Source organism: Streptomyces sp. HmicA12 (genome assembly GCF_000373565.1).
In the GTDB taxonomy this organism is placed as follows: Bacteria; Actinomycetota; Actinomycetes; order Streptomycetales; family Streptomycetaceae; genus Streptomyces.
Genome location: NZ_KB891799.1, coordinates 266545 through 285751, shown reverse-complemented (window position 1 = coordinate 285751; position 19207 = coordinate 266545). Strand labels below are relative to the sequence as shown.

Sequence of the window (19207 nt, the reverse complement as noted above, 5' to 3'; positions counted from 1 at the left end):
GGACCGCTTGAAGGAGCGCCTTGAGCGGGCCGAGGCGCGCGCTGAGGCGCGGCCCGAGGAGCGGCTCGAGCGGGCGGTGCGCGCTGCCGAGCAGGCGCTGATCGAGTTCGAGATCGCCGTGGAGACCTTCCGGGTCGAGGTGGAGAACTTCTCGCGGCTCCATCACCAGAAGCTCGGCCCGATGTACACCCGGCTCGACGAGCTGGAGGCGCTGATCGCCGAGGCGACGGCGGAGCGCACCGGCGATCCGGAGGACCGGCGCAGGGCCGACGAGGCGCGGGCGCGGGTGCTGCCGATGCCCGGCGTCGAGGAGCTGTTCCACGGGTGGATGGACGGGGACGGGCTGTTCCCGGAGGCCGTCGCGATGCTCACCGACCAGCCGGTGCGGCCGCCGCAGCGGGTGCGGCCCAGCGAGGAGGCCCGCAAGCTCTACCGCGAGCTGGCCCGCCAGGCGCACCCGGATCTGGCGCAGGACGACGCGGAGCGGGAGCGGCGCGACGAGTTCATCTCGCGGGTGAACGCGGCGTACGCGCGCGGCGACGAGACCCTGCTGCGTGAGCTCGCCGACGAGTGGGCCGCGGGGCCGGTGCCGCCGGAGCGGGAGCCGTCGCCGAGCGAGGAGCTGTACGCCCGGCTCGAGTGGCTGGCGCAGCGCAAGGAGATGCTCACCGCGGTGGCCAAGGAGCTGGAGGAAGGTGCGATCGGCTCCATGCTGCGGATGGCGCCGGAGGACCCGGACAAGCTGCTCGAAGAGATCGCGGAGCAGCTGATCGCGCAGGTCGGCGAGCGGGAGGCCGAGTTGGAGCGGCTCACCGCGGGCTGAGCGACGGTGGGCGGTCGGGTAGCGTCGGGGGCATGGTTTTCGGTTCTGGTGTGCCCACGGTCGGTGTCGACGAGCTCAAGGAAGGTGACTTCCTTCTCGACGTGCGTGAGGACGACGAGTGGCAGGCGGGTCACGCCGCGGGCGCGCTGCACATTCCGATGAGTGAATTCGTCGCGCGGTTCGGTGAGTTGACCGAGGCGGCGCCGCAGGACGGCCGGGTCCACGTGGTCTGCCGGGTCGGCGGACGCTCCGCCCAGGTCACGGCGTACCTCGTGCAGCAGGGCATCGACGCGGTGAACGTCGCGGGCGGCATGCAGGCCTGGGAGTCGGCCGGCCGCCCCGTCGTGGACGACAAGGGGCAGCCGGGCGCCGTCGTCTGACCGGCCGGGTTTCTCAGCCCAGGGGATGGGCCGCCAGCAGATCGCCGAGCGCCTCCTCGTGGGCCGCGGCCGGGCCGAGGGACAGCTCCAGGTGCTTGGCCCAGGCGTGGTAGCGGTGCAGCGGGTAGTCGGTGTCGGCGCCGAAACCGCCGTGCAGGTGCTGCGCGGTCTGCACGGTGCGCCGCACGCCGTCGGACGCCCAGGTCTTGGCGACCGCGATGTCACCGGCGACAGGTAGCGCGCCGCCCGCCCCGGTGCTGATGCGCCAGGCGGCCTGCCACAGGGTGGCCTCCATGGCGCGCAGGTCGATGTAGCGGTCGGCGGCCTGGACGGCGACGGCCTGGAACGTGGCGATCGGGTACCCGAACTGTTCCCGCTTGCCCGCGTAGTCGCTGGTCATCTTCAGGACGCCCTCGCCGAGGCCGAGCGCGAGCGCGCAGGTGCCGGTGGTGAGCAGGTCGTGCAGTCGGCTCCAGGCCACGGCGTCCTCGATGAGGTGCCGGTCGTCCAGGTGCACGCCGTCCAGCCGGATTTCGGCGAGACGTTCGCCGGTCGTCGAGATCTGCTCGGTGAAGGTGAGGCCCGGGACCTGGGGTCCGTCCGCGGCCGGGCCGGGCAGGACCGCGAGCACCGCGGTGCCTTCGCCGGTGTGCGCGGGGACGAGGACCAGGTCGGCGCCCCAGGCCCAGGGCACCGCCGTCTGTACGCCGTCCAGGACCCAGCCGCCCGCCTCCGTGGTGCCCTCGCGCCGTGCGGTGACGGCGAGTTCGGCCGGGTCGTGTCCGGTACGGCCCGCCGACGCCACGGTCAGCGTGAGCTCGCCGGTGGCCGCGCGGGGGAGGATCTCCCGCTTCAGTTCCTCGCCGCCGTACGTCCCCACGGCCGCCGCCGCCGCGCTGTGCTCCAGGAGAGGTACGCGGGCCAGGACCTTCGCGGACTCGCGCAGCACCAGGCACAGCGCGATCGCGTCCAGCCCGGCGCCGCCGTGCTCGGGCGTGATGAGCAGGCTGAGCAGATCCGCGTCGCCGGCCTTGGCCCACAGGGCGCGGTCGAAGTCGTCGGCCACGGCCCCGGAGGTGAGAGCGGGGCTGGGCACGCTGTCGGGGGCGACCGGCGTGAACACCGCCCGCGCCGCCTCGACGGCCGCCTGCTGCTCCTCGGAGAAGGTGAAGTCCACCGGGCTGTCCTCCCGTTCCTGCTCGGTTCTTCCTGCCGTGCCGAATCTGACGGAGCGTCAAGATAGAACAGGTTCTACGAGAAGGGAACAGGTCCAGGCGGGTCCGGGCCGTCCCGCGGCTCAGCGGTCGAAGTCCAGCTCCACCTTCTCCGTGGTCGGACGGGACTGGCAGGCCAGGACGTACCCCGCCTCGGTCTCCTCCGGTTCGAGCGCGAAGTTCCGGTCCATCGTGACCGAGCCCGAGACGAGGAAGGCCCGGCAGGTTCCGCAGACGCCGCCCTTGCAGGCGTAGGGAGCGTCGGGACGATTGCGCAGCACCGTCTCCAGGAGGGACTCGCCGCTCTGCACCGGCCAGCTGCCGGCGCGGCCGTCGAGCTGCGCGGTCACCGTGCTGTGGGCGGGAGTCGAGGTCCGGCCGGCCCGGTCGGGGGCCGGGCCCGCGTCCACGTGGAAGATCTCCTCGTGGATGCGGTCGCGCCGCACGCCGAGCCCGCGCAGCGCCCGCTCGGCGCTCTGCACCAGGCCCAGCGGACCGCACAGGAACCAGCCCGCCATCCGCTCCACCGGCAGCAGCGCGGGCAGCAGTGCCGTCAGGCGCTCCTGGTCGAGGCGCCCCGACGCCAGGCCCGCCTGCTGCTCCTCCCGGGACAGGACGGTGACCAGCTGGAACCGGTCCGGGTAGCGGTCCTTCAGGTCGGCGACCTCCTCCAGGAACATCGTCGAGGCGGTGGTGCGGTCGCTGCGTATCAGGCAGAAGCGGGCCTCGGGCGCCCGATCGAGGAGCGTCGTGGCGATGGACAGGACCGGGGTGATGCCGCTGCCGCCGACCACGGCCGCGTAGTGCCCGGGGGCCGCGTCGGGGGTGGTGTCGGGGGTGGTGTCGAGGGTGAACCGCCCCGCCGGTGTCATCACCTCCAGCTCGTCGCCGACGGCGATCTCCTTGTGGGCGTACGTGGAGAAGGCGCCGCCGTCGACCAGGCGCACGCCGACCCGCAGTGTGCGGGGGGCGCCGTCGGCGGGGGCGGCGGAGCAGATCGAGTACGTGCGGCGGACCTCCGTGCCGTCCACGGTGCGGCGCAGGGCGAGATGCTGGCCCGGTGCGTGGCGGTAGGCCTCGCGCAGTTCCTGGGGGACGGCGAAGGTCAGGGCCACGGAGTCGTCGGTGAGCCGGTCGACCGCTGTGACGCGGAGCCGGTGGAAGCGGGCGCGGGCAGCGGCTGCCATCACAACTCCTTGAAGTGGTCGAAGGGTTCACGGCAGGCGAGGCAGCGGCGCAGCGCCTTGCAGGCGGTGGAGGAGAACCGGCTGAGCAGCTCGGTGTCGGGCGAGCCGCAGTGGGGGCAGACGAGCGCGTCCAGGGTCGTGTCCCCGGCCGTGTCCGTGGTGTGCCGGGTCGGGCCGAGGCCGACGGCGACCGGGCCCGCGGGGGCGTGTGTGGTGCGCGGGGGCGCGATGCCGAACTCCTGGAGCTTTCGGCGGCCTTCGGGGGTGATGTCGTCCGTCGACCAGGCCGGGGCGAGCACCGGGCGGACGGTCACGTCGGGGACGCCGTGCTCGTGCAGGACCCGCTCGATGTCGGCCGACATGGCCTCTATCGCGGGGCAGCCGGTGTACGTGGGGCTGAGCTCGACCTCCACGCGGCCGGGGCCGAGCGTGTGCACGGCGCGCAGTACGCCCAGCTCCTCCAGGGTCAGCACCGGCAGCTCAGGGTCGGGCACCGAGCCCGCGAGGCGGCGCAGTTCGGCTTCCAGCGGCGTGGTCACCATGTCGCCCCCGGGTGGCTGCGGTGCAGGTGCTGCATCTCGGCGAGCATCCGGCCGAACGACTCGGTGTGCAGGCCCTGGCGTCCCGCCCCGGCCCGCCAGGCTCCGGTCCGCGGGCCCTCGGGAACGGCGAGCGTCGCCTCCCGGAGCGTCGCGGTCACCGTCGCCGTCCAACTGATCCGCATCTCCTGCCAGTCGACGTCGACCCCCGGGACCGGCTGGAACATCTCGCCGGTGAAGCGCCACAGCGCGTCGACCGCCCGCCCCATGCGCGTGTGGCTCTCCTGCGTGCCGTCGCCGAGGCGCAGCGTCCATTGCCGGGCGTGGTCCTGGTGGTAGGCCACCTCCTTGACCGCCTTGGCGGCCAGCGGGGCGAACGCGCCCTCTCCAGCGGCCAGTTGACCGTACAGAAGGTGCTGGTACGTGGAGAAGAAGAGCTGGCGGGCGATGGTGTGGGCGAAGTCGCCGTTCGGCTGCTCGACCAGTTGGAGGTTGCGGAAGGCGCGCTCCTCGCGCAGGTACGCCAGCTCGTCCTCGTCGCCGGCCATGCTCAGCAGGACGCGGGCCTGGCCGAGCAGGTCGAGCGCGATGTTCGCCAGGGCGACCTCCTCCTCCAGGACCGGGGCGTGGCCCGCCCACTCCCCCAGGCGGTGCGAGAGCACCAGGGCGTCGTCGCCGAGAGCCAGGGCGGCCGCCGCGGTGTCCGCGCCGGACAGGCCGGGCGTGCCTGGCGCGCCGTCCGTCTGCTGCACGGGCCGCGTCACAGGTGCTTCACCCCTTCCGGGATCTCGTAGAACGTCGGGTGCCGGTAGGGCTTGTCGGCGGCGGGCTCGAAGAACGGGTCCTTCTCGTCCGGCGAGGACGCGGTGATCGCCGAGGACGGGACGACCCAGAGCGAGACGCCTTCACCGCGGCGCGTGTACAGATCCCGCGCGTTGCGCAGCGCCAGCTCCGCGTCCGGGGCGTGCAGGCTGCCCGCGTGGGTGTGGGCGAGGCCGCGACGGGAGCGGACGAAGACCTCCCACAGGGGCCAGTCCGTGCTGCTGTGGGTCTCGCTCATGCCGCCCTGCCTTCTCGGGTCCGTGCCGTGGCTGTCCTGGAGTGCTTGGCCGCGTGGGCCGCGGCGGCCTCGCGCACCCAGGCGCCCTCGTCGTGGGCGCGCCTGCGCTGGGTGATCCGCTGTTCGTTGCACGGGCCGTTGCCCTTGAGGACGTCCTTGAACTCCGCCCAGTCGATCGGGCCGAAGTCGTGCTGCCCCCGCTCCTCGTTCCACTTCAACTCCGGGTCGGGGAGCGTCAGTCCGAGGGAGGCGGCCTGGGGGACGCAGATGTCGACGAAGCGCTGCCTCAGCTCGTCGTTCGAGTGGCGCTTGATCTTCCACTCCATGGACTGCGCCGAGTGCGCCGACTCGTCGTCGGGCGGGCCGAACATCATCAGGGACGGCCACCACCAGCGGTCCACCGCGTCCTGGGCCATCGCGTGCTGGGCCTCGGTGCCTCGGCTCAGGGCGAGCAGCAGCTCGTACCCCTGGCGCTGGTGGAAGGACTCCTCCTTGCAGATGCGGACCATCGCGCGTGCGTAGGGCCCGTACGAGCAGCGGCACAGCGGTACCTGGTTCGTGATCGCCGCGCCGTCCACCAGCCAGCCGATCGCGCCCACGTCGGCCCAGGTCAGCGTCGGGTAGTTGAAGATCGAGGAGTACTTCTGGCGGCCGCTGTGCAGCTTGTCGAGCAGTTCGTCGCGGCCGGTGCCGAGGGTCTCCGCCGCGCTGTAGAGATACAGCCCGTGCCCTGCCTCGTCCTGCACCTTCGCCATCAGGATCGCCTTGCGGCGCAGGGACGGTGCGCGCGTGATCCAGTTGGCCTCCGGCTGCATGCCGATGATCTCGGAGTGCGCGTGCTGGGCGATCTGCCGCACGAGCGTGGCGCGGTAGGCGTCGGGCATCCAGTCGCGGGGCTCGATGCGCTCCTCCGCCGCCACGGCCGCGTCGAACGCCGTCTGGAACTCCGCGGCGCCGGTGGCACCGTCCACCTGCTGCGGGGCTGCTGTCGCCATTCCCGGTCCCCCTCGACCTCGACCTCGGCTGCCCGATCCGCCCGCCCGGGGCTCACCCGCTCCCGACCGATCGTTCGGTTCGTCGGATTCAATGGTGGGACGCGGCGCCGTAGGGTGTCAACCCTGAATGACCCGGCCTGTGGATAACCCCGGCCGCCTGTGCTTCGGGGCCGCTCCCCAGTACCGTGCCGGTGCGCCGCACCTGCGCGTCGGCGGCGCGGAATCGGTTCGGCGGTGGGCGGGCCGAACACGACGGGACCGGGACGGGGAACGGGGAGCATTGATGAAGACGGAAGCAGGCGCCGCGGGCGAGGCCGATCGGCCCGCACCGGGGCCGCCGGCCGCACCACCGCCCGGTTGGGCCCCGCCGTCGGACCCGGTCGGGAAGCCGGGTGCGGAGCCCTCGGGTCCGGCCGAGCACTCGAACCCCTACGCGCCGCCGGACGAGACCGCGAACGAACCTGCCGAGCCCGCGCTCGACCCCGCCGGGCCCACGCACGAACCCCCCGAGCGCCGGGGGCTCGCGGCCCTCTCCCCGGGCTACCAGGTGGTCGCCGCGCTGGCGCTCGCGGGCGTCGTACTGATCGCGTGCATCCACATCCTGATGGTGTTCCTGCACGTCGCCCCGGCGAACACGATGACGAAGAAGCACGGCGCCGTGGTCGACGAGTGGATCTATCCCGAGTTCGAGCAGAACTGGAAGCTGTTCGCCCCCAACCCGCTGCAGCAGAACGTCGCGGTGCAGGTCCGCGCCCAGGTGCGCTCGTCCGACGGGGAGCGGCGCACGACCGGCTGGTACGACCTGTCCGGGCAGGACGGCGCCGCGATAAAGGGCAACCTGTTCCCCAGCCACACCCAGCAGAACGAACTGCGTCGCGCCTGGGACGTCTTCGTGGCCACGCACGACGCGCAGAACCGGCCCACCGGCCTGCGGGGCACGCTGTCCGAGCAGTACCTGCGCCGCATCCTCGTGCTGCGTCTCGACCGGCTCGACGTGGGCGGGAAGGGCGACGTGATCGAGCGCGTCCAGACCCGCTCCCGGGCGACGACGATCGCGCCCCCGAAGTGGAGTGACGAGAAGGTGAACCAGAAGCCGGTCTACCGGCAGGTGCCCTGGTGGACGGTGACCTCGACCGACGCGCCGCTCGACAGCGGTACGCGCGTGCGCGTGCAGGGTTCCGCGGGCGGTGCCCGATGAGCCTTGCGGAGAAGGGAGCCCCCCGCGGTCTCGGGGGCACGCTGAGCGCCGGAGTCCAGCGGATCACCGGGTCCGCGCTCGGCCCGTACCAGAGCGCCGTGGTCCGCATCGGGTTCTCGGCGACCTGGCTGCTGTTCCTGCTGCGCGAGTTCCCGCACCGCCAGGAGCTCTATGGCCCCGACGGCCCGTGGAGCTGGAACCTGGCGCAGCAGCTGATCGCGAACAACCACGCGTTCACCGCGCTCCTGTGGTCGGACGACCAGGCCTGGTTCGAGTTCGTCTACATCGCCGCCATGGTCGCCTCCGCCCTGCTGATGCTGGGCTGGCGCACCCGCACGACGGCGGTCCTGTTCATGATCGGCGTGCTGTCGCTGCAGAACCGCAGCGTGTTCATGGGGGACGGCGGCGACAACGTCATCCACCTGATGTCGATCTATCTGGTCTTCACCCGGTGCGGGCAGGTGTGGTCGCTCGACGCGCGCCGGGCGGCACGCGCGCGTGCCGGGCAGTCCGGCCGGTTCGGCACCGACCGGGTCGGGCCCGCCCTGTGGTGGGTGGTCGGTCTCGCGCTCTCCGCGATCACGTTCACGGGGAAGGTGAGCGGCGGCTGGCTGCTCTTCTTCTGGGCGCTGTGGGCCGTCCACGGAGTGTGGTGGTTCCTCAACCAGCGCTTTCCGCAGGGCGATCCGCGGCTGCTGGGCGACGTCGTCGCGAACCTCGCGCACAACGCCGCCCTGCTGGTCGTCATGGTCGAGGCGTGCCTGATCTACGCCACGGCCGGCTGGTACAAGATCCAGGGCACCCGTTGGCAGGACGGCACCGCCGTCTACTACCCGCTCCACCTGGACTACTTCTCGCCGTGGCCCGCGCTGGGTGATCTGCTCAGCGCGTACGGCCCGATGGTGATGCTCGTGACGTACGGGACGGTCGCCGTACAGGTCGCGTTCCCGTTCACCGTCTTCAACCGGCGCGTGAAGAACGTCCTGCTGGTGCTCATGATCATCGAGCACACGTTCATCGCGGTCGCGCTGGGGCTGCCGTTCTTCTCGCTCGCCATGATCGCGGCCGACGCGGTGTTCCTGCCGACGTCCTTCCTGCGGCGCGTCGGCGGCTGGGCGGCACGCGCGCGTGATCGCGTGCTCCCCGCTCGTGCGGCGAGCGGCACCGAGCTGCCCGAGCAGCGTCGGGCGGAGCAGACGACCGGGACGGAGCAGGCGGGGGCCGAGGAGGGTGCCGAGCCGCTGGCGGCGGATCCGTCCGCGGCGCGCACGTAGGCTTCCTGCCATGAGCGGGACGAGCACGGCGGGCGGCCGGGACAGCGGGCTTCAGCGGGGCGCCGAAGGCGCTGAGGACGCCGTACGGGCCTGGCGCCGGGGCGCCGACACCGCCGTGCTCCTCGACGGTTTCCACGCGCTCAAGCACGCTCTGCGCTTCGGCGCGGACGTGCCCGTGGCGCTCGCCGTCGACAGGGCGGCCGCGCTCACCCTGGCCGACGAGCTCGCGCCCGATGTCGCCCCGGACCTGGCCGCGCGTCTCGTTGAGGTCCCCGGCGACGTGCTGCGTTCGCTCGTGCCGCGGCTGCATCCCACCGGGGTCGCCGCGCTCGCCGGGCGCCCCGCGCGCGCCGACCACCTCGCAGCCGTCGCCCGTACGGCACGCACCACACCGGTCGTCGTCCTCGACAACCCGCGCAACCTCGGCAACGCGGGCGCGGTCATCCGCCTCGCCGCCGGGTACGGGGCGGCCGGGGTCCTCACGACGGGCAGCCTCGACCCCTGGCACCCCACCGTCGTCCGGGGCGGTGCCGGGCTGCACTTCGCGACGGCCGTGGAGCGGCTGGCCGTCGACGAACTGCCCGGCGGGCCGCTCTACGCGCTCGATCCCGAAGGCGCCGACATCCGCGGCCTGAAGCTGCCCGACGACGCGCTGCTCGCCTTCGGGTCCGAACGCAGTGGCCTGTCCGGCGAACTGCGCGCGCGTGCCGACCAGTTGGTGTCCCTGCCGATGCGGCCCCAGGTCTCCAGCTACAACCTGGCCACCAGCGTCGGCATGACGCTCTTCCACTGGAGCGCGCACAGCGCGCACGCGCCCCAGTAGGTCGTGTCGGGCGCTGTCAGGCGCCTTCCCGGCGCACCTCCACCACCCGGAAGCGGTTCGCCACGAAGGCGGCGTCGCACAGTGCCGCGTTCGCCGCGGGGTTGCCGCCCGAGCCGTGGAAGTCGGAGAACGCCGCCGTCTGGTTCACGTACACCCCGCCCGTCAGGTTGAGCGAGAGCTGGGCGCACTCCTCCAGGCAGACCTCCTCGACGGCCCGCGCCACCTCGTCGGAGGTGGTGTACGCGCCGACCGTCATGGCGCCCTTCTCGCGCACCGTGCGGCGCAGCAGGTCCACCGCGTCCTGCGTGGAGTCGACGGCGACCGCGAAGGAGACCGGGCCGAAGCACTCGCTCATGTAGGCGGCTTCCGCGTCGGGCTTGGCGCCGTCCAGCTTCACGATCACGGGGGTGCGCACGACGGCGCCGGGGAACTCCGGGTTGTCGATCTCCCGTGAGGGCAGGGCGACTTCACCGAGTCCGGGCGCCGCCTCCAGGCGGGACTTCACCTCGGGGTTGACGAGCGCGCCGAGCAGCGCGTTGGCCCGGGCGTCGTCGCCGAGCAGGCCGCCCACCGACTTCGCGAGGTCCGTGACCACCTCGTCGTACGACTTCGGGCCCGCGTCGGTGGTGATGCCCTCGCGCGGGACCAGCAGGTTCTGCGGGGTGGTGCACATCTGGCCGCTGTACAGGGACAGCGAGAAGGCCAGGTTGGCCAGCATGCCCTTGTAGTTGTCGGTCGAGTCGACGACGACCGTGTTGACGCCCGCCTTCTCCGTGTAGACCTGCGCCTGGCGGGCGTGGGTCTCCAGCCAGTCGCCGAAGGACGTCGAGCCCGTGTAGTCGATGATCCTGACCTCGGGGCGCACGGCGAGGGTCTTCGCGATGCCCTCGCCGGGCCGCTCGGCGGCGAGCGCCACCAGGTTCGGGTCGAAGCCCGCCTCGGTGAGCACCTCGCGGGCGACCCGCACGGTGAGCGCGAGCGGCAGCACCGCGCGCGGGTGGGGCTTCACCAGGACCGGGTTGCCGGTCGCCAGGGAGGCGAACAGGCCCGGATACCCGTTCCACGTCGGGAACGTGTTGCAGCCGATCAGCAGCGAGACACCGCGCCCGACCGGTGTGAACTCCTTGGTCAGCTCCAGCGGATCGCGCTTGCCCTGCGGCTTGGACCACTGCGCCGTGTCCGGGGTGCGGACCTGCTCCTGGTACGCGTACGCCACCGCCTCCAGGCCGCGGTCCTGCGCGTGCGGGCCGCCCGCCTGGAACGCCATCATGAAGGCCTGGCCGCTGGTGTGCATGACCGCGTGCGCGAACTCGTGCGTGCGCGCGCTGATCCGCGCCAGGATCTCCAGGCACACCGCAGCGCGGACCTCGGCGCCCGCCTCGCGCCATGCGCGCATGCCGACGCGCATGGCGGGCAGCAGGGCGTCCACGTCCGCGTGCGGGTACGTGACCCCCAACTCGATTCCGTACGGCGAGACTTCACCGCCGACGAAGTCGTCCGTGCCGGGCTGCCCGAGGTCGATCCGGGTGCCGAGCAGCGCGTCGAAGGCGGCCTTGCCCTCGGCCATGCTCAGGCTCCCGCCCTCGCCGTAGGCCTTGGGGTGTTCGGGATGCGGGGACCAGTACGCGCGCGTGCGAATCACTTCCAGCGCCTGGTCGAGGGTGGGCCGGTGCTTGGCGATCAGGTCGTGCGCGGTGGATTCGGCGGCAGCCATGACGGACCAACTCCTCCTCGGCGGCGGCTCCTCGTCGAGCCGGCGAGCTGGGTGGGGACTGGGCGAGCTGGGCGGGTGGGCACAGCAAGAGTTAGAGTAACCGAACGATCGGTCGGGACAAGGGGGTGCGGAAAAGCTGTGGAAAACCCGCCCATCGGGCCCCGGAGGCCCGGGTCCCGGACTCGTGCGGGAGGATCGCGGCCATGACTGCACATGACCGCCTCGTCGGCGTGGTCGGCACCGGGACGATGGGGCAGGGCATCGCCCAGGTCGCGCTCGCCGCGGGCCATCCCGTCAGGCTGTACGACGCCGTGCCGGGACGGGCGCGCGAGGCCGCCGACGCGATCGCCGCGCGGCTCGGCCGGCTCGTCGAGAAGGGGCGCATGAGCGCCGAGGAGCGCGCCGTCGCCGTCGCGCGCCTCGACCCCGCGCAGACGCTCCACGAGCTGGCCCCCGCCGTCCTCGTCGTCGAGGCGGTTCTGGAGCAACTGGACGTCAAGCAGGAGCTGTTGCGCGACCTCGAGGACATCGTCACGGACGACTGTCTGCTCGCCACCAACACCTCGTCCCTGTCCGTGACGGCGATCGGCGGCGCGCTGCGCCTGCCCGGCCGCTTCGTCGGACTGCACTTCTTCAACCCGGCCCCGCTGATGCCCCTGGTGGAGGTCGTCTCCGGCTACGCCACCGACGTCACCGCGGCCACGCGCGCGTACGAGACCGCACGCGCCTGGGGCAAGACGCCCGTGGCCTGCGCCGACACCCCCGGCTTCCTGGTCAACCGGATCGCGCGGCCCTTCTACGCGGAGGCGTTCGCCGTCCACGAGGAGCAGGGCGCCGACCCCGCCACCATCGACGCGGTGCTGCGCGAGAGCGGCGGCTTCAAGATGGGCGCCTTCGAACTCACCGACCTCATCGGCCAGGACGTGAACGAGGCCGTCACGCGCTCCGTGTGGGAGGGCTTCTTCCAGGACGCGAAGTTCCGGCCGTCCCTGGCCCAGCGCCGCCTCGTGGAGGCAGGACGGCTCGGCCGCAAGTCGGGGCAGGGCTGGTACGCCTACGAAGAGGGCGAGGAGCGGCCCGAGCCGCACACCGCCGCCCCGGCGGAGCCGCCCGCGCGCGTGACCGTCGAGGGAGACCTGGAGAACGCGGCCGAGCTGGTCGCGATGATGCGCGAGGCCGGCATTGAGGTCGTCCAGGAGGACGAGGACAAGGGCACGCGCATCGTGCTGCCCAGCGGTGGCCAGCTCGTGCAGGCGGACGGGCAGACGTCCATCGAGTTCCGGGACGTCGTCTACTTCGACCTCGCGCACGACTACCGGGCGGCGACCCGGATCGCCCTGGCGACCGGCCAGGACGGCAACCCGCGCACCCTGAAGGAGTCCGTGGGACTCTTCCAGGCGCTCGGCAAGAAGGTCAGCGTCATCGGGGACGTACCCGGCATGATCGTCGCCCGGACGGTGGCACGGATCATCGACCTGGCGCACGACGCCCTCGTGCGCGGAGTGGCCACCGAGGAGGACATCGACACCGCGATGCGGCTCGGCGTCAACTACCCGCTCGGGCCCTTCGAATGGCACCGCAGACTCGGCCGCAACTGGGCCTGCGGGCTGCTGGAGGAACTGCACGACCGCGACCGTTCCGGACGCTGCGCACCGTCCCTCGCACTCCTGAGGCACTCGTACGACCCCAAGAAGTGGGAGGGCTCCGCATGACCACCGCCCGGCGCGACACCTACACACCGGAGTCCCTGCTCGCGGTCGCCGTGACCGTCTTCAACGAGCGCGGCTACGACGGCACCTCCATGGAGCACCTCTCCAAGGCGGCCGGTATCTCCAAGTCGTCGATCTACCACCATGTGGCGGGCAAGGAGGAGCTGCTGCGCCGCGCCGTCAGCCGTGCGCTGGACGGGCTCTTCGGGATCCTCGACGAGCGTCCCGCGCGCGTGGGGCGTGCGGTCGAGCGCCTGGAGTACGTCACGCGACGCATGGTCGAGGTGCTCACCGGTGAACTGCCCTACGTGACGCTGCTGTTGCGCGTGCGGGGGAACACCGGCACCGAGCGCTGGGCCATGGAGCGGCGCAGGGAGTTCGACCACCAGGTGGCCGAGCTGCTCAAGGCGGCCGCCGCCGACGGCGACGTACGCGGCGACATAGAGGTGCGGCTCGCGACGCGGCTCGTCTTCGGGATGATCAACTCCATCGTGGAGTGGTACCGGCCCGAGGGCGGCGAGCTGGTCAGCCAGGAAGTGGCCGATGCCGTCGTGGAGTTGGTCTTCGGAGGGCTGCGCAAGGAAGCGCCCTCCTCGTAGACCCGTGCCGGGCTACGCCTCCGGTGCGCTGGAGTCCAGGGTCTCCTCCTCGAAGACCAGCAGCGTGCGCGTGCTGAGCACCTCCGGGATGGCCTGGAGCTTGGTGAGGACCAGTTCGCGCAGCGCTCTGTTGTCCCGCGTGTGCACCAGGATCAGGACGTCGAAGTCGCCGCTGACCAGCGCGATGTGCGAGGCCTCCGGCATCCTGCGCAGCTGCTCGCGGACCGTGCGCCAGGTGTTCTGGACGATCTTGAGCGTGATGTACGCGGAGGCGCCCTGTCCGGCCCGCTCATGGTCGACGCGGGCGCCGAAGCCGCGGATCACGCCGTCCTCGATGAGGCGGTTGATCCGCGCGTAGGCGTTCGCCCGTGACACATGGACGCGCTCGGCCACGGAGCGTATCGACGCGCGCCCGTCCTTGAGGAGCATCTGCAGGATGTCGCGGTCGATGGCGTCGAGCGGACGGGCCGCGGGGTCGGGGGTGCCGGGATCCTCCGGGGGGCGGCCCCCGGAGCCGTCGGCCATTTGTTCAGATGCCATGTGGCCCCGCCTCCTTACCATGGACGTACTGCGTTCATCTCAGGCTGTGGAGAACCGATTGTCCACAGCCTGGAGGGGCCTGTAGCCAAAATGTGCCGACGACCGAACAATCGGTAGGTGAGGCGGGTCACACCCGACGCGTCTCACGAGCCGCTCCCACGAGGAGGTGTCGTCATGACGGTCATGGAGCAGCAGGGCGCCCGCAGCCCCGGCGCGCCGACCCCGCCGCCCGCCTGGCAGCCCCGCACGGATCCCGCGCCGCTGCTGCCGGACGCGGAGCCGTACCGGGTCCTGGGCACGGACGCCGCCGCGCAGGCCGATCCCGGGCTGTTGCGCCGGCTGTACACGGAGGTGGTGCGCGGCCGGCGGTACAACGCGCAGGCGACCGCGCTGACCCGGCAGGGCCGCCTCGCCGTCTACCCGTCGACGACCGGCCAGGAGGCGAGCGAGGTCGCCGCCGCGCTCGTCCTCGAGGAGCGCGACTGGCTCTTCCCCAGCTACCGCGACACCCTCGCGGCCGTCGCCCGGGGCCTCGACCCCGTCCAGGCCCTGACGCTGCTGCGCGGCGACCGGCACACCGGCTACGACCCGCGCGAGCACCGCATCGCGCCCCTGTGCACCCCGCTCGCGACGCAGCTCCCGCACGCGGTCGGCCTCGCCCACGCCGCACGGCTCAAGGGCGACGACGTGGTGGCGCTCGCCATGGTCGGCGACGGCGGCACCAGTGAGGGCGACTTCCACGAGGCGCTGAACTTCGCCGCGGTGTGGCGGGCCCCGGTCGTCTTCCTCGTCCAGAACAACGGGTTCGCCATCTCCGTGCCGCTGGCCAAACAGACCGCGGCGCCGTCCCTGGCCCACAAGGCCGTCGGGTACGGGATGCCGGGCCGCCTGGTCGACGGGAACGACGCGGTGGCGATGCACGAGGTCCTCGGCGAGGCCGTCGCCCGCGCGCGTGGGGGGCACGGCCCGACGCTGGTCGAAGCGATCACGTACCGCATGGAGGCGCACACCAACGCCGACGACGCGACCCGCTACCGCACCGACGCCGAGGTGGCGAGCTGGCGCGCGCACGACCCGATCCTGCTCCTGGAGCGGGAGCTGACGAGCCGCGCGCTGATCGACGAGGCCGGCATCCAGGCCGTGCGCGACGAGGCGGAGGCCATGGCGGCCGGGCTGCGTGAGCGCATGAACCAGGATCCGGCGCTCGACCCGATGGACCTGTTCACCGACGTGTACGCCGAGCAGACGCCGCAACTGCGCGAGCAGGCGGCCCAGTTGAGGGCCGAGCTCGACGCCGAGGCGGAAGGGGGCCGGGCATGACCGCCGTGGCCGAGCCGGCCGTGACCAAGCCCGCCACCATGGCGCAGGCCCTCGGCAGGGCGCTGCGCGACGCGATGGCCGACGACCCGAGCGTGCACGTCATGGGCGAGGACGTGGGCACCCTGGGCGGTGTCTTCCGGATCACCGACGGGCTCGCCAAGGAGTTCGGCGACGACCGCTGCACGGACACGCCGCTGGCCGAGGCGGGCATTCTCGGCGCGGCCGTCGGCATGGCGATGTACGGCCTCAGGCCGGTCGTGGAGATGCAGTTCGACGCGTTCGCCTATCCCGCCTTCGAGCAGCTGATCTCGCACGTCGCGCGGATGCGCAACCGCACGCGGGGCGCCATGCCGCTGCCGATCACGGTGCGCGTGCCCTACGGCGGCGGGATCGGCGGGGTCGAGCACCACAGCGACTCCTCCGAGGCGTACTACATGGCGACGCCGGGCCTGACCGTCGTCACGCCGGCCACCGTCGCGGACGCGTACGGGCTGCTGCGGCAGTCCATCGCCAGCGACGACCCGGTGGTGTTCCTGGAGCCCAAGAGGCTTTATTGGACGAAGGATTCCTGGAACCCCGAGCGGCCGACGGACGTTGAGCCCATTGGTACGGCAGTGGTCCGACGCCCCGGGACCAGTGCCACGCTGATCACGTACGGACCGTCGGTGCCCGTCTGCCTGGAGGCGGCCGAGGCGGCCCGGGCGGAGGGCTGGGACCTCGAAGTGGTCGATCTGCGCTCGCTGGTGCCGTTCGACGACGTGACGGTCGCGGAGTCCGTGCGGCGCACCGGACGTGCGGTCGTGGTGCACGAGTCGGGGGGCTTCGGCGGTCCTGGCGGGGAGATCGCGGCGCGCGTCAGTGAGCGGTGCTTCCATCATCTGGAGGCGCCGGTGCTGCGGGTGGCCGGGTTCGACATCCCGTATCCGCCGCCGATGCTGGAGCGGCACCATCTGCCCGGTGTGGACCGGGTGCTCGACGCGGTGGCGCGGCTGCAGTGGGACCAGTGAACATGGGGCCTGTGACGGAGCCGGCGATGGGTCCGGTGAGGGACGGTGGACTGATGGCGCAGGTGCTGGAGTTCAAGCTGCCCGACCTCGGGGAGGGACTGACCGAGGCGACGATCGTGAACTGGTTGGTGCGGGTCGGTGACGTGGTCGCCGTCGACCAGCCGGTGGTCGAGGTGGAGACCGCCAAGGCGATGGTCGAGGTGCCGTGTCCCTACGGGGGTGTCGTCACGGCGCGCTTCGGGGACGAGGGCGCCGAACTTCCCGTCGGAGCGGCGCTGTTGACGGTCGCCGTGGGAGCCACCGACGCGACGGCGGCCGCCTCCGCGTCGTCCGCCGCCTCCGCGCAGGTGCCGCTGCCGGTGCCCGTCGCCGAGGAGTCCAAGGCGCCGAGCGCGTCTGAGGGGTCGGGGAACGTGCTGGTGGGATACGGGACCGGCGCCGCCCCGGCCCGGCGACGCCGGGTGCGGCCCGCGCCGCAGGGCGGCGAGCCCCAGCGGCCCGCGCGTGCCACGCCGACGGGGCCGCCGGCCCCGCCGCGTACCGGGGCCGACGCGCCGGAGCGTCGGGCGGCCGGTGGCGGGCCCGTGCCGGTGATCTCCCCCCTCGTGCGCCGGCTGGCCCGTGAACACGGCCTGGATCTGCGGCAGATGACCGGCTCCGGGCGCGACGGGCTCATCCTGCGCTCGGACGTGGAGCGGGCCGCAGCGGAGCTCGCCGGAGCGGCGGGCACCCGCACCGCGGCCGCCGTGCCCGAGGACCGCACCCTCCAGGCCCCGCCCGCCACGGCGAACGGCTCGGCGAAGGCGCCTGCCCCGCAGGGCCATCGCACCCCCTTGCGCGGGATCCGCGGTGCCATCGCGGACAAGCTCTCCCGCAGCCGCAGCGAGATACCCGACGCGACCTGCTGGGTGGACGCCGACGCCACCGAACTCCTGAACGCCCGCGCGGTGATGAACGGGGCTACCGGCCCGTCCGCCGGGCCGAAGATCTCCGTCCTGGCCCTGTTCGCCCGCATCTGCACGGCGGCCCTGGCCCGTTATCCGGAGCTGAACGCGACGGTGGACCTGGAGTGCCGCGAGATCGTCCGCCTCGACGCGGTGCATCTCGGGTTCGCCGCCCAGACCGAGCGCGGTCTGGTCGTGCCCGTCGTCCGGGACGCCCACGCGCGCGGGGCGGAATCGCTGAGCGCCGAGTTCGGGCGGCTCACCGAGTCGGCCCGGGCGGGGACGCTGACGCCCGAGGAACTCACGGGCGGGACCTTCACGTTGAACAACTACGGGGTGTTCGGGGTCGACGGATCCACGCCGATCATCAACCACCCCGAGGCGGCCATGCTCGGCGTCGGCCGTATCGCGCCCAAAGCCTGGGTGCACGAAGGGGAGTTGGCGGTCCGTCAGGTCGTCCAGCTCTCCCTCACCTTCGACCACCGGGTGTGCGACGGCGGCACGGCCGGCGGATTCCTGCGGTACGTGGCGGACTGCGTGGAGCGACCGGCGGTGCTGCTGCGCACGCTGTGACCGGCGCCGCGTCGCCGAGTTGGGCTCCCCCGGGGTGGCAATGATCGCTTCTGCGCCCATACTCGGGGGATGACCGAAGCCGCCGTGACCGGCCGTCGCGCCGCGCCCGGGTTCGACGCCGTCGTGCTCGCCGGGGGCGCCGCGCGCCGGCTCGGCGGCGCGGACAAGCCCGGGGTGCGGGTCGGCGGCCGCGCGCTGCTCGACCGGGTCCTCGCGGCCTGCGCCGGGGCCCGGACCACGATCGTCGTGGCCGAGCCACGGCCGACCGCGCGCCCCGTCGGCTGGGCACGCGAGGACCCGCCCGGCGGCGGGCCGCTCGCCGCGCTGGACGCCGGAGTACGGGCACTGGGCGCGGAATCGGAGGGCCTGGACCAGGGGTCCCCGGGGGTGCCGGGGTCTTCGGCGCCTTCGGAGTATTCGGCCCCTTTGAGTCCTTCGGTGTCTTCGGGGTCTTCGGAGTATTCGGCTCCTTCGCGTCCTTCGAGTCCTTCGGTGTCTTCGAGTCCCTCGGTGTCTTCGGGTCCCTCGGGGACGGTCGTCGTGCTCTCCGCCGATCTGCCGTTCCTGGAGGAGCGCACCATCGGACTGCTGCTCGACGCGCTGGCCGGGGCTGCCCCGCATTCCGGGCCCGACCGGCTCGCCGCGCCTGACCCGCCGGCCGGGCCCGGCAGACCCACCGCACCCGCCACGCCCAGCAGCCCCGCCACGCCCGGCCCGCTCGTCGCTTCGGGTGTCGAGGGAGTGGTGCTGACCGACGCCGAGGGGCGGGACCAGCCGCTTGTCGCCGTCTATCGGATCGCCGCCCTGCGCCGGGTCCTCGACGCCCTCGCGCGGGAGCACGGGGCGCTCACGGGTCTGCCGCTGCGGCTGCTCACCCGGAATCTGGAGCTCGCCCGCATCACCGACCCCGTCGATCCTGCCGCGTCCTTCGACTGCGACACCTGGGACGACATCGCCGCCGCCCGATCACGGATCAGGGAGCATGGGCACGTGTTGGATGAATGGATCTCCGCAGCCAAGGACGAACTGGGCATCGACCTGGACGTCGACACCGGCGTCCTCCTCGACCTCGCCCGTGACGCGGCGCACGGGGTGGCACGCCCCGCGGCGCCGCTGACGACGTTCCTCGTCGGGTACGCCGCCGCGCAGGCGGGAGGCGGCCCCGAAGCCGTGGCCGCGGCCGCCGCCAAGGCCGCCGCGCTCGCCAACAGGTGGGCCGAGGAGGCCGCGAGCGAGGCGGCCGACAAGCCGGGCGACGCCGCACCGGACGCGGGATGAGCGGCGGCCACGGGCGGGCGGCACAGGCCG

The 19207-nt window shown here is 72.8% G+C and carries 19 protein-coding genes; 11 read left to right on the top strand and 8 right to left on the bottom strand.

Annotated features, from left to right (window positions below; genetic code table 11):
• The first annotated feature begins 7 nt into the window (after positions 1–7).
• Both B072_RS0108070 and B072_RS0108065 read left to right on the top strand, forming a co-directional pair.
• Entirely contained in the window at positions 8–823 is an 816-nt protein-coding gene (locus B072_RS0108070; RefSeq protein ID WP_202539513.1) for a J domain-containing protein, read from the top strand.
• Between the two features lie 50 nt (positions 824–873).
• Positions 874–1203 (top strand): rhodanese-like domain-containing protein, encoded by a 330-nt coding sequence (locus B072_RS0108065; protein ID WP_018529437.1) that lies wholly within the window; start codon positions 874–876, stop codon positions 1201–1203.
• 13 nt (positions 1204–1216) lie between these two features.
• Here B072_RS0108065 and B072_RS0108060 read toward each other — a convergent pair whose 3' ends face one another.
• From B072_RS0108060 to paaA, 6 genes are all read right to left on the bottom strand, one after another.
• Positions 1217–2380 carry an acyl-CoA dehydrogenase family protein gene (locus tag B072_RS0108060; RefSeq protein ID WP_018529436.1) on the bottom strand — a complete coding sequence of 388 codons (1164 nt, stop codon included), beginning with the start codon at positions 2378–2380 and terminating at the stop codon, positions 1217–1219.
• 120 nt (positions 2381–2500) lie between these two features.
• The gene (gene paaE, locus B072_RS0108055; protein ID WP_018529435.1) at positions 2501–3604 is read right to left on the bottom strand and encodes a 1,2-phenylacetyl-CoA epoxidase subunit PaaE; all 1104 of its coding nucleotides are present in this window, start codon (positions 3602–3604) and stop codon (positions 2501–2503) included.
• Positions 3604–4146: a 1,2-phenylacetyl-CoA epoxidase subunit PaaD gene (gene paaD, locus B072_RS0108050; RefSeq protein WP_018529434.1), complete on the bottom strand. Its 543-nt coding sequence runs from the start codon at positions 4144–4146 to the stop codon at positions 3604–3606. Before paaD ends, paaE begins: the two co-directional genes overlap by 1 nt.
• Complete coding sequence (paaC, locus tag B072_RS0108045; protein WP_078506347.1) at positions 4140–4895, bottom strand: 1,2-phenylacetyl-CoA epoxidase subunit PaaC; 756 nt, start codon at positions 4893–4895, stop codon at positions 4140–4142. Before paaC ends, paaD begins: the two co-directional genes overlap by 7 nt.
• An 8-nt stretch (positions 4896–4903) precedes the next feature.
• Complete coding sequence (paaB, locus tag B072_RS0108040; protein WP_018529432.1) at positions 4904–5203, bottom strand: 1,2-phenylacetyl-CoA epoxidase subunit PaaB; 300 nt, start codon at positions 5201–5203, stop codon at positions 4904–4906.
• Positions 5200–6198: a 1,2-phenylacetyl-CoA epoxidase subunit PaaA gene (gene paaA, locus B072_RS42800; RefSeq protein WP_043243496.1), complete on the bottom strand. Its 999-nt coding sequence runs from the start codon at positions 6196–6198 to the stop codon at positions 5200–5202. The genes paaB and paaA overlap by 4 nt, the downstream gene beginning before the upstream one ends.
• 283 nt (positions 6199–6481) lie before the next feature.
• On the opposite strand from paaA, the gene B072_RS42795 reads away from it, so the two are divergent.
• The 3 genes from B072_RS42795 to B072_RS0108020 are packed head-to-tail and all read left to right on the top strand — an operon-like array spanning position 6482 to position 9493.
• The gene (locus B072_RS42795) at positions 6482–7396 is read left to right on the top strand and encodes a DUF5819 family protein (protein WP_018529430.1); all 915 of its coding nucleotides are present in this window, start codon (positions 6482–6484) and stop codon (positions 7394–7396) included.
• Positions 7393–8670, top strand: a complete 1278-nt coding sequence (locus B072_RS0108025; protein ID WP_018529429.1) for an HTTM domain-containing protein — start codon at positions 7393–7395, stop codon at positions 8668–8670. The genes B072_RS42795 and B072_RS0108025 overlap by 4 nt, the downstream gene beginning before the upstream one ends.
• 10 nt (positions 8671–8680) lie before the next feature.
• Positions 8681–9493 carry a TrmH family RNA methyltransferase gene (locus tag B072_RS0108020; RefSeq protein WP_018529428.1) on the top strand — a complete coding sequence of 271 codons (813 nt, stop codon included), beginning with the start codon at positions 8681–8683 and terminating at the stop codon, positions 9491–9493.
• Between the two features lie 16 nt (positions 9494–9509).
• Here the strand turns inward: B072_RS0108020 and paaN are convergent, their stop codons facing one another.
• Positions 9510–11207, bottom strand: a complete 1698-nt coding sequence (gene paaN / locus B072_RS0108015; protein ID WP_018529427.1) for a phenylacetic acid degradation protein PaaN — start codon at positions 11205–11207, stop codon at positions 9510–9512.
• Positions 11208–11410: 203 nt separating this feature from the next.
• Between paaN and B072_RS0108010 the strand changes: the two genes are divergently transcribed.
• Both B072_RS0108010 and B072_RS0108005 read left to right on the top strand, forming a co-directional pair.
• Positions 11411–12919, top strand: coding sequence for a 3-hydroxyacyl-CoA dehydrogenase (locus tag B072_RS0108010; protein WP_018529426.1), 1509 nt, complete (start codon positions 11411–11413; stop codon positions 12917–12919).
• Positions 12916–13515 (top strand): TetR/AcrR family transcriptional regulator, encoded by a 600-nt coding sequence (locus tag B072_RS0108005; RefSeq protein WP_018529425.1) that lies wholly within the window; start codon positions 12916–12918, stop codon positions 13513–13515. Before B072_RS0108010 ends, B072_RS0108005 begins: the two co-directional genes overlap by 4 nt.
• Before the next feature lie 12 nt (positions 13516–13527).
• Here the strand turns inward: B072_RS0108005 and B072_RS0108000 are convergent, their stop codons facing one another.
• A complete protein-coding gene (locus B072_RS0108000) occupies positions 13528–14055 on the bottom strand; it encodes an Lrp/AsnC family transcriptional regulator (RefSeq protein WP_063746433.1) in 528 nt (175 codons plus the stop codon).
• Between the two features lie 174 nt (positions 14056–14229).
• On the opposite strand from B072_RS0108000, the gene pdhA reads away from it, so the two are divergent.
• The 4 genes from pdhA (at position 14230) to B072_RS49050 (ending at position 19177) form a co-directional block, all read left to right on the top strand.
• The gene (gene pdhA / locus B072_RS0107995) at positions 14230–15375 is read left to right on the top strand and encodes a pyruvate dehydrogenase (acetyl-transferring) E1 component subunit alpha (protein WP_018529423.1); all 1146 of its coding nucleotides are present in this window, start codon (positions 14230–14232) and stop codon (positions 15373–15375) included.
• A complete protein-coding gene (locus B072_RS0107990; RefSeq protein ID WP_018529422.1) occupies positions 15372–16382 on the top strand; it encodes an alpha-ketoacid dehydrogenase subunit beta in 1011 nt (336 codons plus the stop codon). The genes pdhA and B072_RS0107990 overlap by 4 nt, the downstream gene beginning before the upstream one ends.
• A 53-nt stretch (positions 16383–16435) precedes the next feature.
• Complete coding sequence (locus tag B072_RS0107985) at positions 16436–17899, top strand: dihydrolipoamide acetyltransferase family protein (protein ID WP_026245565.1); 1464 nt, start codon at positions 16436–16438, stop codon at positions 17897–17899.
• A gap of 69 nt (positions 17900–17968) precedes the next feature.
• Entirely contained in the window at positions 17969–19177 is a 1209-nt protein-coding gene (locus tag B072_RS49050; protein ID WP_018529420.1) for a DUF6457 domain-containing protein, read from the top strand.
• Positions 19178–19207: the final 30 nt, after the last annotated feature.

Coding starts and splice junctions, on each gene's coding strand:
- paaE (WP_018529435.1), bottom strand. CDS start 3,604: ATGGCAGCCGCTGCCCGCGCCCGCTTCCACCGGCTCCGCGTCACAGCG.
- paaD (WP_018529434.1), bottom strand. CDS start 4,146: ATGGTGACCACGCCGCTGGAAGCCGAACTGCGCCGCCTCGCGGGCTCG.
- paaB (WP_018529432.1), bottom strand. CDS start 5,203: ATGAGCGAGACCCACAGCAGCACGGACTGGCCCCTGTGGGAGGTCTTC.
- paaA (WP_043243496.1), bottom strand. CDS start 6,198: ATGGCGACAGCAGCCCCGCAGCAGGTGGACGGTGCCACCGGCGCCGCG.
- B072_RS42795 (WP_018529430.1), top strand. CDS start 6,482: ATGAAGACGGAAGCAGGCGCCGCGGGCGAGGCCGATCGGCCCGCACCG.
- B072_RS0108025 (WP_018529429.1), top strand. CDS start 7,393: ATGAGCCTTGCGGAGAAGGGAGCCCCCCGCGGTCTCGGGGGCACGCTG.
- B072_RS0108020 (WP_018529428.1), top strand. CDS start 8,681: ATGAGCGGGACGAGCACGGCGGGCGGCCGGGACAGCGGGCTTCAGCGG.
- paaN (WP_018529427.1), bottom strand. CDS start 11,207: ATGGCTGCCGCCGAATCCACCGCGCACGACCTGATCGCCAAGCACCGG.
- B072_RS0108010 (WP_018529426.1), top strand. CDS start 11,411: ATGACTGCACATGACCGCCTCGTCGGCGTGGTCGGCACCGGGACGATG.
- B072_RS0108005 (WP_018529425.1), top strand. CDS start 12,916: ATGACCACCGCCCGGCGCGACACCTACACACCGGAGTCCCTGCTCGCG.
- B072_RS0108000 (WP_063746433.1), bottom strand. CDS start 14,055: ATGGCATCTGAACAAATGGCCGACGGCTCCGGGGGCCGCCCCCCGGAG.
- pdhA (WP_018529423.1), top strand. CDS start 14,230: ATGACGGTCATGGAGCAGCAGGGCGCCCGCAGCCCCGGCGCGCCGACC.
- B072_RS0107990 (WP_018529422.1), top strand. CDS start 15,372: ATGACCGCCGTGGCCGAGCCGGCCGTGACCAAGCCCGCCACCATGGCG.
- B072_RS0107985 (WP_026245565.1), top strand. CDS start 16,436: ATGGCGCAGGTGCTGGAGTTCAAGCTGCCCGACCTCGGGGAGGGACTG.
- B072_RS49050 (WP_018529420.1), top strand. CDS start 17,969: ATGACCGAAGCCGCCGTGACCGGCCGTCGCGCCGCGCCCGGGTTCGAC.